Origin of the sequence: Lysinibacillus sp. NPDC086135 (assembly GCF_044746345.1) — a bacterium.
GTDB lineage: Bacteria > Bacillota > Bacilli > Bacillales_A > Planococcaceae > Lysinibacillus.
This window is the reverse complement of sequence record NZ_JBIVCA010000012.1, coordinates 143,138-153,429: the sequence shown is the minus strand read 5'-3', so window position 1 is coordinate 153,429 and position 10,292 is coordinate 143,138. Positions and strand designations below refer to the sequence as shown.

10 protein-coding genes, 16 tRNA genes and 1 rRNA gene are annotated in these 10,292 nt (G+C 38.0%); 23 read left to right on the top strand and 4 right to left on the bottom strand.

Going from position 1 to position 10,292, the window contains the following annotated elements:
• Nucleotides 1–2 precede the first annotated feature (2 nt).
• The 21 genes from rrf to ACIPKN_RS16635 all read left to right on the top strand — a co-directional run bounded on the left by rrf (nt 3) and on the right by ACIPKN_RS16635 (nt 5,131).
• A 5S ribosomal RNA gene (rrf, locus tag ACIPKN_RS16735) occupies nt 3–118 on the top strand.
• Between the two features lie 16 nt (nt 119–134).
• Nucleotides 135–211 (top strand) — tRNA-Asn (locus ACIPKN_RS16730).
• 5 nt (nt 212–216) lie between these two features.
• Nucleotides 217–308 (top strand) — tRNA-Ser (locus ACIPKN_RS16725).
• A 30-nt stretch (nt 309–338) separates the two neighbouring features.
• Nucleotides 339–413, top strand: a tRNA-Glu gene (locus tag ACIPKN_RS16720).
• Nucleotides 414–427: 14 nt separating this feature from the next.
• Nucleotides 428–503: transfer RNA gene (locus tag ACIPKN_RS16715), tRNA-Val, on the top strand.
• A gap of 25 nt (nt 504–528) precedes the next feature.
• Nucleotides 529–603, top strand: a tRNA-Met gene (locus tag ACIPKN_RS16710).
• A 4-nt stretch (nt 604–607) separates the two neighbouring features.
• Nucleotides 608–683, top strand: a tRNA-Asp gene (locus tag ACIPKN_RS16705).
• Nucleotides 684–698: 15 nt separating this feature from the next.
• A tRNA-Phe gene (locus ACIPKN_RS16700) sits at nt 699–774 on the top strand.
• Between the two features lie 9 nt (nt 775–783).
• Nucleotides 784–859: transfer RNA gene (locus tag ACIPKN_RS16695), tRNA-Thr, on the top strand.
• Between the two features lie 10 nt (nt 860–869).
• Nucleotides 870–953, top strand: a tRNA-Tyr gene (locus ACIPKN_RS16690).
• 10 nt (nt 954–963) lie between these two features.
• Nucleotides 964–1,037 (top strand) — tRNA-Trp (locus ACIPKN_RS16685).
• A gap of 16 nt (nt 1,038–1,053) precedes the next feature.
• Nucleotides 1,054–1,129 (top strand) — tRNA-His (locus tag ACIPKN_RS16680).
• Between the two features lie 34 nt (nt 1,130–1,163).
• Nucleotides 1,164–1,239 (top strand) — tRNA-His (locus tag ACIPKN_RS16675).
• Between the two features lie 17 nt (nt 1,240–1,256).
• Nucleotides 1,257–1,331, top strand: a tRNA-Gln gene (locus ACIPKN_RS16670).
• Between the two features lie 6 nt (nt 1,332–1,337).
• A tRNA-Gly gene (locus ACIPKN_RS16665) sits at nt 1,338–1,412 on the top strand.
• Between the two features lie 8 nt (nt 1,413–1,420).
• Nucleotides 1,421–1,494, top strand: a tRNA-Cys gene (locus ACIPKN_RS16660).
• Nucleotides 1,495–1,541: 47 nt separating this feature from the next.
• Nucleotides 1,542–1,622: transfer RNA gene (locus ACIPKN_RS16655), tRNA-Leu, on the top strand.
• 581 nt (nt 1,623–2,203) lie between these two features.
• Nucleotides 2,204–2,764, top strand: coding sequence for an RNA 2',3'-cyclic phosphodiesterase (gene thpR / locus ACIPKN_RS16650; protein WP_400937979.1), 561 nt, complete (start codon nt 2,204–2,206; stop codon nt 2,762–2,764).
• 144 nt (nt 2,765–2,908) lie between these two features.
• A complete protein-coding gene (locus ACIPKN_RS16645) occupies nt 2,909–3,943 on the top strand; it encodes an ABC transporter permease (protein WP_400937977.1) in 1,035 nt (344 codons plus the stop codon).
• Between the two features lies 1 nt (nt 3,944).
• Entirely contained in the window at nt 3,945–4,631 is a 687-nt protein-coding gene (locus ACIPKN_RS16640; protein ID WP_400937975.1) for an ABC transporter ATP-binding protein, read from the top strand.
• 215 nt (nt 4,632–4,846) lie between these two features.
• Nucleotides 4,847–5,131, top strand: a complete 285-nt coding sequence (locus ACIPKN_RS16635) for a hypothetical protein (RefSeq protein WP_132364113.1) — start codon at nt 4,847–4,849, stop codon at nt 5,129–5,131.
• 240 nt (nt 5,132–5,371) lie between these two features.
• On the opposite strand, the gene ACIPKN_RS16630 is transcribed toward ACIPKN_RS16635, so the two are convergent.
• From ACIPKN_RS16630 to ACIPKN_RS16620, 3 genes are all read right to left on the bottom strand, one after another.
• Nucleotides 5,372–6,187: an SDR family NAD(P)-dependent oxidoreductase gene (locus ACIPKN_RS16630; protein ID WP_400937991.1), complete on the bottom strand. Its 816-nt coding sequence runs from the start codon at nt 6,185–6,187 to the stop codon at nt 5,372–5,374.
• Between the two features lie 18 nt (nt 6,188–6,205).
• Nucleotides 6,206–6,901, bottom strand: a complete 696-nt coding sequence (locus tag ACIPKN_RS16625) for an SGNH/GDSL hydrolase family protein (protein ID WP_400937972.1) — start codon at nt 6,899–6,901, stop codon at nt 6,206–6,208.
• Nucleotides 6,902–7,069: 168 nt separating this feature from the next.
• Nucleotides 7,070–7,657, bottom strand: coding sequence for a TetR/AcrR family transcriptional regulator (locus ACIPKN_RS16620; RefSeq protein WP_400937970.1), 588 nt, complete (start codon nt 7,655–7,657; stop codon nt 7,070–7,072).
• Between the two features lie 253 nt (nt 7,658–7,910).
• On the opposite strand from ACIPKN_RS16620, the gene ACIPKN_RS16615 reads away from it, so the two are divergent.
• A complete protein-coding gene (locus ACIPKN_RS16615; protein ID WP_400937968.1) occupies nt 7,911–8,261 on the top strand; it encodes a VOC family protein in 351 nt (116 codons plus the stop codon).
• Between the two features lie 111 nt (nt 8,262–8,372).
• Here the strand turns inward: ACIPKN_RS16615 and ACIPKN_RS16610 are convergent, their stop codons facing one another.
• Nucleotides 8,373–9,116, bottom strand: a complete 744-nt coding sequence (locus ACIPKN_RS16610) for an arylamine N-acetyltransferase family protein (RefSeq protein WP_400937966.1) — start codon at nt 9,114–9,116, stop codon at nt 8,373–8,375.
• Nucleotides 9,117–9,311: 195 nt separating this feature from the next.
• Here ACIPKN_RS16610 and nagB point away from each other — a divergent pair, with 195 nt between their 5' ends.
• Nucleotides 9,312–10,025: a glucosamine-6-phosphate deaminase gene (gene nagB / locus ACIPKN_RS16605; RefSeq protein ID WP_400937988.1), complete on the top strand. Its 714-nt coding sequence runs from the start codon at nt 9,312–9,314 to the stop codon at nt 10,023–10,025.
• Nucleotides 10,026–10,292: the final 267 nt, after the last annotated feature.

The following is a 10,292-nucleotide window of genomic DNA, read 5'->3' as shown; positions in this document are numbered from 1 at the left end:
AGTCTAGTGATGATGGCAAAGAGGTCACACCCGTTCCCATACCGAACACGGAAGTTAAGCTCTTTAGCGCCGATGGTAGTTGGGGGCTTCCCCCTGTGAGAGTAGGACGTCGCTAGGCTATATGATAAAATTATTCCGAAGTAGCTCAGTTGGTAGTAGCACCTGACTGTTAATCAGGTTGTCGCAGGTTCGAGTCCTGCCTTCGGAGCCATTCTTGGAGAGTTGTCCGAGTGGCCGAAGGAGCACGATTGGAAATCGTGTAGGCGGTTAACACTGTCTCAAGGGTTCAAATCCCTTACTCTCCGCCAGCACTTTAAGGATTTTTTATTCCAAACGATGGCCCCTTGGTCAAGTGGTTAAGACACCGCCCTTTCACGGCGGTAACACGGGTTCGAATCCCGTAGGGGTCACCATTTAATACCCAGATGGAGGATTAGCTCAGCTGGGAGAGCATCTGCCTTACAAGCAGAGGGTCGGCGGTTCGAGCCCGTCATCCTCCACCATTATTTTAATAAATCACCTTATTATCGCGGGGTGGAGCAGTGGTAGCTCGTCGGGCTCATAACCCGAAGGTCGTTGGTTCAAATCCGGCCCCCGCAACCAAAATGGTCCCGTGGTGTAGCGGTTAACATGCCTGCCTGTCACGCAGGAGATCGCCGGTTCGATCCCGGTCGGGACCGCCATTTTTTAAAAAATATGGGTCAGTAGCTCAGTTGGTAGAGCATTAGATTGAAGCTCTAAGTGTCGGCGGTTCGATTCCGTCCTGACCCACCATATTTTTTTGCCGGTGTAGCTCAGTTGGTAGAGCAACTGACTTGTAATCAGTAGGTCGTGGGTTCGACTCCTATCGCCGGCACCATGGCATTACCGGAGGGGTAGCGAAGTGGCTAAACGCGGCGGACTGTAAATCCGCTCCTTAGGGTTCGGCGGTTCGAATCCGTCCCCCTCCACCAGTTTTTTTATAGGGGCATAGTTTAACGGTAGAATAGAGGTCTCCAAAACCTTTGATGTGGGTTCGATTCCTACTGCCCCTGCCAATTAATTAATTTCATGGCGGTTGTGGCGAAGTGGTTAACGCACCTGATTGTGGTTCAGGCATTCGTGGGTTCGATTCCCATCAGTCGCCCCATTTAATTTAAAACAATATAATATATAGTAATATGGCGGTTGTGGCGAAGTGGTTAACGCACCTGATTGTGGTTCAGGCATTCGTGGGTTCGATTCCCATCAGTCGCCCCATTTATATATTTAACTTTTGGGGTATAGCCAAGCGGTAAGGCAACGGATTTTGATTCCGTCACGCCCTGGTTCGAATCCAGGTACCCCAGCCATTTATTGCGGAAGTAGTTCAGTGGTAGAACACCACCTTGCCAAGGTGGGGGTCGCGAGTTCGAACCTCGTCTTCCGCTCCAAATATTATGGCGGCATAGCCAAGTGGTAAGGCACAGGTCTGCAACACCTTTATCACCGGTTCAAATCCGGTTGCCGCCTCCATAATTTAGTACTCAATCGGTTTATCCGATTTTTTTTATCTCCATTATGCCGGTGTGGCGGAATTGGCAGACGCGCACGACTCAAAATCGTGTTCCTTTGGAGTGTCGGTTCGACCCCGACCACCGGTATCATATTTAGTAGAGAATCCTTGATTACAAGGGTTCTTTTTTTATTTGTAGAAAGCAATTAAGATCCTCTCAAAGGGTATTTTTGAGAGGATTTTTTTATACGAACCATAGATTGCTATACACAGTACAGAAATGAATTTGCAGAATTTTAAAATTAATAGAAGTAAAAATCAATAATACAAGGGGTGATGACATGAAAAGCAAAAAGTGATGGCGAGTGTGTTGTGTTCAACTTTATTTGTTGCCGCTCCAGTTAGGATTATTAATAAAAGGTAGCAATAAGATTAAGAATTTTAAAACATTGCAAATCTACTCCTTCTTTCATATGATTTTTAACATTAATAGTAACCACATCTTCAACTTTAATAAATCTAGGTTTTCGAGGAGAAATATTGTGTGCTTTACAAAGTGTAATAATCTTGTTGTTCCACTTAGACCACCTCACTTTACATTATGGCCCACTCGCTAAAAAGAAAAGGGGGTTATTTCTGCTTTAGCGTGAGTAGTAATGGTTAAATTAAAGTAGGAAATGACATAATGCCTGATAAGTAGTATTTATGATGAATAGAGAGGTTATAATTATGAACAGACATTTTTTTATTGCCGTCCCACTTCCTTCAGATATTAAAGCAGCTCTTAAAGTGAGATGTGAAGAAATGAAAACAGATTTTCATTTTAAACGATGGGTACACCAGGAAGATTATCACATCACATTGGCTTTTTTAGGTCATGCGGATGAAGAGCAATTACAGGCTGTAATGGATGAAACGAGGAAAAATCTTCGGAATGTTCTACCATTCGAATTAAAAATTCAAGGGTTCAATACTTTTGGGAGAAAAGAATATCCAAGAATTTTATGGGTTAATCTGCTCGAATCGCAGCCATTAAATTTGGTGAAAGAAATAGTATACCGTGATTGTATGAAGGCTGGTTTTGAATTAGATAAGAAGCCCTTTACACCCCATATAACTGTTGCAAGAAAATGGGATGAAGCGTGCGGGGAAATTCCGTTCGGCGCATTGCTAGAAGAAAATTTTCAGCTTCCAAAATTTCTAGTTGAAGAAGTGATTTTGTACGAATCAAAAATAGAGGAAACGCCAAAATATTATAAAAAAGCTGTCATTCGTTTAGATGGCCAATAATTTTACAATCAGCTCGTAAACCTAAAAAAGAAAAGGTTTATGAGCTTTTTTTACTGAAAATATTGTAATTTTAATGATTAGTTCATCTTCCGTTCATTTAAGGTTTTTATGCTAAGGATGTAAAAAGGAATGGAGGAGTTCACTATGAATCTTGCGTGGAAAGAAATTAAGAAGAATAAAGTAAGATTTTTAATATTAGGTTCAATTGTTTTTCTAGTTAGTTTTTTAACTTTTATTATTTCTGGTTTGGCGAATGGATTATCACAGGATAATGCCGCTTTAATTAAAGATTTACCACAAGGACAATTTTATATGAATACGGATGCAGATCAAACTTATAATCTGTCAAAAATAGATAGCGGTACACAAAATGAAATATTGAGCAATGAAAAGGATGCAGTAGCTTTTTCACTACAAATGGGCTTTTTAAATGATCAGGACAATAAGCAGCAAAGCGTTGCCTTTGTTGCATCCACTGATTCAGAGTTATTTGAAAATGTGCAACACGAAGAAGTGATATTAGACAGCTCATTGAAAGATAAAGGAATAAAAGTAGGCGATACATTAACGAATAATCAGTTTAGTGACAAGTTTGTAGTAAAAGGATTTGTAGAGCAAAAGAAATATAGTCATGCACCGGTTGCCTATATTAATAAAGAGGATTATAAAGAAATTTATCATGCTGATGAAATGCAATTGATTTTTGTACCAAATGGTGATTCTTCAAAACAATTTGCTGGATTACAATCATTTTCGAATAAAGAGTTTCTTAATACAATCCCAAGCTATAGCGCAGAACAAATGTCTTTAAATATGATTGTCTGGTTTTTAGTAGTCATTAGTGGGATGCTGTTTGCTATCTTCTTCTATATGATGAACGTTCAAAAAATTGGTTTATACGGAATTTTGAAGGCCATTGGTGTGAAAACGAGCAAACTATTCAAAATGATATGGACACAGATGGCTATCATTACAGTTATTTCACTTATTTTGTCGGTAGCCTTTAGCCAAGCATTTAATCTGATAGCGCCAAAAGGAATGCCTTTCACGTTAACAATTGCGACGACAACGCAATTATCGATCGTATTCCTAATTATTGGATTTATTGGTGCTACAATTTCAGGCATCCAAATTAAAAAAATTCAACCATTACAAGCGATACAGCAAGGAGATGCTTAATATGACTTTATTTAAAATCGATGAAGTTAGAAAAACGTTTAGGAATGGCGAGGTAGAGGAAGAAATACTTAAAGGGATAGATCTTTCTCTAAATGAAGGGGAAATAACAGCATTGGTCGGTGCATCTGGATCAGGTAAGAGTACACTTCTGACAATAGCTGCTGGACTTCAGCCTGCAACAGATGGGTACGTTATATTTGAAGGGAAAAATATGTCCACCATGAAATCTGAAGAGGTTCGAAAAGTACGAGCAAGTGAATTTGGGTTTGTCTTTCAGTTTGCACACCTTGTACCTTTTCTTACAGTTGAGGAGCAGCTACTGCTAATGCTAGATGTTTCTGAATCAAAATTAAAGAAGCAGGAACAAAAAAATGAAGTTAATCGAATACTAAAATTAGTAGGGATGGACCATCGAAAAATGGCTTATCCTTCGTCCTTGTCAGGTGGCGAGAAGCAACGTGTTGCCATTGCCCGAGCAATCATTCATAAACCGAAAGTTCTGTTCGCAGATGAACCAACAGCAAGCTTAGATTCACAAAGATCAAAGGAGGTTATGTTACTAATTAGAGATTTGACTAAAACGTTAAACATTACTACTTTAATGGTGACACATGATGAAGAAATGCTTGCTTATACGGATCGTATTATTAAAATGAGCGACGGTGTCATTTTGCAAGATGCCATTTAGATCGAATCATAAAAACCACAACCGCATTTATTGATGGTTGTGGTTTTTTGACATCCGCTAAAAGAAGTTAAACAGGCTTATCACCATAATGTTAAGCTGATTTTCCGTTCCATCTGGGCGTTATTTATAGATATTTTTAATAAGCCTAGTGTTATGTTACCAAACCACTAAACTAATGAAGCATATTATAGAAGGAAAGGGGGAGGTGATTTCAAATGGCGTTTGTCATTGCTTTATTGATAGTATTAGTTGGTCTAATAGCGGGATTCCAATTAACCGAAGGAAGGTCAGAGAAAGGGAATTACATCGTTTGGGGTATCATTACAATGATAGCGTTTGCACCGTTCTTATCTTTTGTAATTGGCGTAATGTATGGAATAGTAGTTAAAAATAGTTGGGCAACCTCGATTATGATGTTTTTAGCTCCTATAATCTTTGTTATAGGGTTAATTATATTACTTTTAGGTATTTATAAAAATGATAAAGAAAAGTATAAATAACTAGCTATTTATCTCTGAAAAGGGTTATTCCGTTCAGTGTTTAAGTTATCTTAAATATAAAGGTAAAAAGTCGCGAGACGCCTACAAATTGTTTTTAAAGAGTGTAAATGAAAATGTAGCGAAGGAGACATATGCCTTCGTGTCCAACATCCTATTTTTGGCCCTGATGCGGTTCGTGCCTGGCCGGCGGAAAAGCATAGCGGTTTTTTACCTTTGGAAGAAAGCTTTTACGTTAAAAGTTTATGTTAATCGAGCTTTTCGACTTACTTTACAGACCATTCTCATTAAAGCTCTGTGCAACGAAGGGAAGATCGTAAAGAGTACATCCATTGTTTTACGCATAGGCATAGGACAGATAATAGGCTTATTTTTGTGTACGCCTGCAATAGTGATTTTTGCTAGTTGCTGTGGAGACATCATTTTTTGCTTTTTCAATTGTTTGGACATCACTGACTTATCAATATTAATAGCCGTTGCTTTATCGAAAATAGGTGTATCAACAAAAGTCGGACATAGCGTACTTACCTTGATGCCAAATTCCTCAGCCTCATAGTGAAGTGATGTCGTTAAGCCCACAACAGCATGCTTCGTAGTTGAATATGCGGCAGATATAGGCGCTGGCCCCAACCCTGCTGCTGATGAGGTATTGATGATATGTCCAAAACCTTGTTTCTTCATGATTTGATAGCCAACTTGAGTACCATATATAACGCCCCATAAGTTAAGATCCACAATGTTTTTCCATTCGTCCATCGACATATCATACATTTCACCATACATAGCTATACCAGCATTATTGAATAAATAATCTAATCTTTGAAATTCCTCATAGACATTTGTAATGGCATGTTCAACACTTTTATAATCGGTTACATTTAATTCAACAAATCTAGCATTTGAAGCATCTTTATTTAGTTCTGCCTCTAGAAAATGTCCATCATGTTCGTTAATATCTGCAATAATGACAAATACATGACGACCTACTAACTCTTTGCAGATAGCCTTCCCTATACCTGATACACCGCCAGTAACAATCGCAACCTTTCTCATATTCATCACCTCTCACATGACTTCCTATTGTTCAATAGCTTCTTGTAAGTGAAACTGTTCAATGACAGCTGTGTATTCTTTCAAGACAAGTTCTGCTCCGTTACTATTTAAATGAACGCCATCTAACGTTAAATGTAGCCCTCTCTTTTTAGATAATCGGTCAATTCGCAAAGGATTTTTATAAAACAGTACATCTTTCATTACTCGCATAACATTGGTGTTCATATAATCAGAACTAGTAACTTGTTCTAAGTGATGCTCAAACACCTCTTGAATATTTAGAAAGCTTACATTTGCATATTTTGAAGAAATGGATTGAATAATAGAGGAGAGCTCTTTTAATTCTTTATTAGGAGCGTTTTTAATTGTCTCTCCTATTAAAGCTGGTGTTACTAAAACGACATGTTTAGAGGATGCTAAAATGATTTCTAAACAATTTACATAGTAATCTTTAAATTCTTGATGGTCTTTTGTCACTGGTTGTGCCTGCACTTTCAAAAGTTTTCCATAGACATCGTTGACACCAATCCAAAGAAAGCTAAGGTCATAATAAGTAGCTAGCTTCGATTTCTCTAAACGACTGTGTAAGCTTTTTACTGTTTCACCTGGTTTACCGAGATTATCAAATTCGATATGTTGATGTTTTGTTATTAGTAGTTTAAAAAATGAAACCCCCGGTCTACCTTCTGTTAAGCTGTCGCCTATACATGCAATTTTCATTTATATCCCACCTTTTTTTATCTCCTTTAACTTAATTCCTTCGGAGGATATCTCGGAATCGGAAAGGAGTTCTTAGAGGATGTTAGCCTAAAATCATCGCATCCATGCGATAACGGCTAACTGACCTGCATCGTGCAGGCCTAAGCATAAAGCTTATTCCGGACGCAATTATGCCGAGGCATAATTGATAAAAATGGTTATTGCCTTGTTAAAGAGTGGCTCAAGTGTTTTCAGCTCCTGAGTATTTGTAAGCTGACATAATCCCCCTAGCCATGTACCTAGCAGAACTGTCCACTCATCAATATTTCCATGAACAAATTCCCCCTTATCAATTCCTTCTTGCAGAATCGCACGATAAGCACCCATCGGTACAACCGCTAAATTGTATAATTGTTGTACTGATTCAGGGCTCGATTTTGGATTGGAAGCTAGCTCTTGCCCTGATCTTAATAAAGGTGTTTGGTAATGATAGAGAACATGCATGGCCATGCCATATAATTTTTCTGTTGCCGTAGAGTAGTTACATTCTTTTTGCAGCCATTTGTTGTTCCAATCTTGCATTGTTTGGTGCGCTAAAAGAACAAAGAGCTTTTCTTTGTTTTCAAAATGGTAATAAATGTGTCCTTTGCTGTAGCCTGAAGCGGTGGAAATATCGCCAACTGATGTTTGATTATAGCCTTTTTGAGAAAACAAACTAACCGCATGTTCCATAATTTCAACTTTTGCTTTCTCGCTATCGTAACGTCTTTTATTCATTGATTTACCCCTTTAAAACATTTGAACGTTCGTTCTAATTTAATTATACAATATTTTCCTGATTAATAAATAGTTAAATACCTACGTCATTATGTTGTCACAATTGCTAATACCAAGGCTAATTAGTCATCTCCAGGAAAGCACCTAGTTGGAAAGGAATTCAACTCTACATTATGGTGTTGAATAAATGGAGAGAATATCCATTTGGTTATGGAATTATAAATTATGATTTAAAAATTAGGAGGGGAATTAGATGGGGAGAGTTATAGGGTTTGAATTAAATAGCCAGGAGCCTGAAAATGCAGCTGAGTTTTATGCCAAGGTTTTTGGTTGGGATGTAGCCGCACCTAATTGGGATTATTGGGCTGTAACAACCGGGGATGATAAAAAATTAGGGATTAACGGCGGTATTGCTAAGGGGCCACATGATTATCCTTTTGGAACACGTATTCAAATCGAAGTGGATTCTATCGATGAGGCTATGGCTAAAACTAAACATAATGGTGCCATCATTGTTCGTGACAAAATGGAATTTGCTGAGTTTTATCTTGCCTATATGGTAGATCCAACTGGGCTTGGCTTCGGCTTAATTCAAAATAAATAAGCTTTTTAATAAGTCTCTGCCAAACGATTGCGGAGGCTTTTTTGTGATTAAGTCGATAGCACAGGAAAAGCAAGCCTCCTTTTAAATGGGGAGGCTTGCTTTTTGTAGCATCTAATCTAATGAAATATGAAAAAAGCGATGAAGTGCTTGTCGCCATTCCTTTTCGTTATGCGTTGTATAAGTTGTTAGGGAGTATCCCTCGTAAATTCGAAATTCGTTATTAAGCATTGTATGACGGCCACGAGGAGTACGAATCATCGCGATTTTATTTTTTTGTTTAGAAAGTCTTGGTGCAAACTTTGCATCGTTAGCGTCATCAAAAAAACTATAAAGTAAACGCCAATTATTTTTTGTTAGTTCGTACAGCATCCAGCCGTTCGCTTCATCTCGTTCAATTTTATAAAGTTCATTACCTTCACGGTGTTGATGTCCAGCTATTAGTGGAACTGGTTTACAAGGAGCTAGTGCACCTACACCAACATCTGAAATATATGATTGGCCATTGAAATTGACCAGCAATAGCTGATGCATAGGTACATCCTCAACAGGAGTATCTGCTTCATTGTTGCGCCAAAATTGTGCATAGCGGTTGGTTACAGAAAAGCCAAGTTCGCGAAGTAGCCAACTAAATAAAATATTTAGTTCAAAACAATTGCCTCCGCGAAGTTGAATAATCATTTTTTGAAAAAGGTCAGGAATAGCGAAGGAGATGTCATGTTTTAAGGCAACATCTAGGTTCTCATAAGGAATGGTATGTAGATGTTTGGTTTGAAGCTGACCAAGTAACTTAATAGATGGCTCTAAAGATCCTTGAAATTGAATAAGCCTTAAATATTGCTTTATTTGTGAATTCATAAAATCGCCTCATTTCCTTACTAAATAACATAACCGAAATGGTTTGAGAATACACGTGAATAATATAAAGAAAATAATAGAAAAGAAGGTAAATAACTTGTAAAATGAAAGTATTAACTATAATAAAGAAAGATATTTCCTATTATTTTAGTTAATAATAATGATTGTAAGGTAGGTATACGAATGACAAGCGAAATGAAATGGTTAGAAGTAAATTCATACGATGAAATGAGCAAAGTAGCAGCGGATATTTTCACTAAACAATTACAAGTAAAACCAACAAGTATTTTAGGATTAGCGACTGGTGGTTCTCCCTTAGGAATGTATAAGGAATTAGTGAAACGCCAACAAGCTGGCAATATATCTTTTAGCGATGTGATTACCTTTAACCTAGATGAATATATAGGTCTCGATCAAACAAGTCCGGCAAGTTATTGGACATTTATGCATGAGAACTTATTCAATCATGTAGATATTAAGGAAGAAAATATACATTTACCAAATGGTAAGGCAGAAAACTTAGATGCTGAGTGTGCGGCTTATGAAGCTCGCATTAAGGAAGCGGGAGGAATTGATCTGCAGCTTCTAGGCATTGGCATTAACGGACATATTGCTTTTAACGAACCGGGCACATCTTTTGCTTCAATGACTAATATTGTGGAGCTAACTGAATCTACACGTAAAGAAAATGCAATTTATTTTGATAACTCTAAAGATGTACCGACTCATGCAATTACAATGGGCATTCAATCTATTATGAAAGCCAAGGAAATCGTGTTAATTGCATTTGGTGAAAAAAAACTAGAGGCTATGGAAAAATTAAAAAGTGGTATCATCACTGAAGATTTCCCAGCAAGCCAATTATTAAATCATCCAAATGTAACAATTATTTACGGCGGAACAAAATAAGAAATAAGCGTAGACTTTATATTATTTGAAGTCTACGCTTTTTTATTTTGGCGATCAGAGCGACGGACAGAAGGGTCGAAGTGACGGAAAGTAATCCGAGCGACGGAAAGAAGAGTCGGAGTGACGGAAAGAAGAGCCAGAGCGACGGAAGGAAGAGTCGAAGTGACGGAAAGAAATCCGAGCGACGGAAAGAAGAGCCAGAGCGACGGAAAGAAATACGAGCGACAAAAGGAAGAGTCAAAGCGATGGAAAGAAGAGCCAGAGCGA

Coding starts and splice junctions, on each gene's coding strand:
- ACIPKN_RS16635 (WP_132364113.1), top strand. CDS start 4,847: ATGGCGTTTGTCATTGCTTTATTGATAGTATTAGTTGGTCTAATAGCG.
- ACIPKN_RS16645 (WP_400937977.1), top strand. CDS start 2,909: ATGAATCTTGCGTGGAAAGAAATTAAGAAGAATAAAGTAAGATTTTTA.
- ACIPKN_RS16620 (WP_400937970.1), bottom strand. CDS start 7,657: ATGAATAAAAGACGTTACGATAGCGAGAAAGCAAAAGTTGAAATTATG.
- ACIPKN_RS16615 (WP_400937968.1), top strand. CDS start 7,911: ATGGGGAGAGTTATAGGGTTTGAATTAAATAGCCAGGAGCCTGAAAAT.
- ACIPKN_RS16625 (WP_400937972.1), bottom strand. CDS start 6,901: ATGAAAATTGCATGTATAGGCGACAGCTTAACAGAAGGTAGACCGGGG.
- ACIPKN_RS16610 (WP_400937966.1), bottom strand. CDS start 9,116: ATGAATTCACAAATAAAGCAATATTTAAGGCTTATTCAATTTCAAGGA.
- ACIPKN_RS16630 (WP_400937991.1), bottom strand. CDS start 6,187: ATGAATATGAGAAAGGTTGCGATTGTTACTGGCGGTGTATCAGGTATA.
- thpR (WP_400937979.1), top strand. CDS start 2,204: ATGAACAGACATTTTTTTATTGCCGTCCCACTTCCTTCAGATATTAAA.
- nagB (WP_400937988.1), top strand. CDS start 9,312: ATGAAATGGTTAGAAGTAAATTCATACGATGAAATGAGCAAAGTAGCA.
- ACIPKN_RS16640 (WP_400937975.1), top strand. CDS start 3,945: ATGACTTTATTTAAAATCGATGAAGTTAGAAAAACGTTTAGGAATGGC.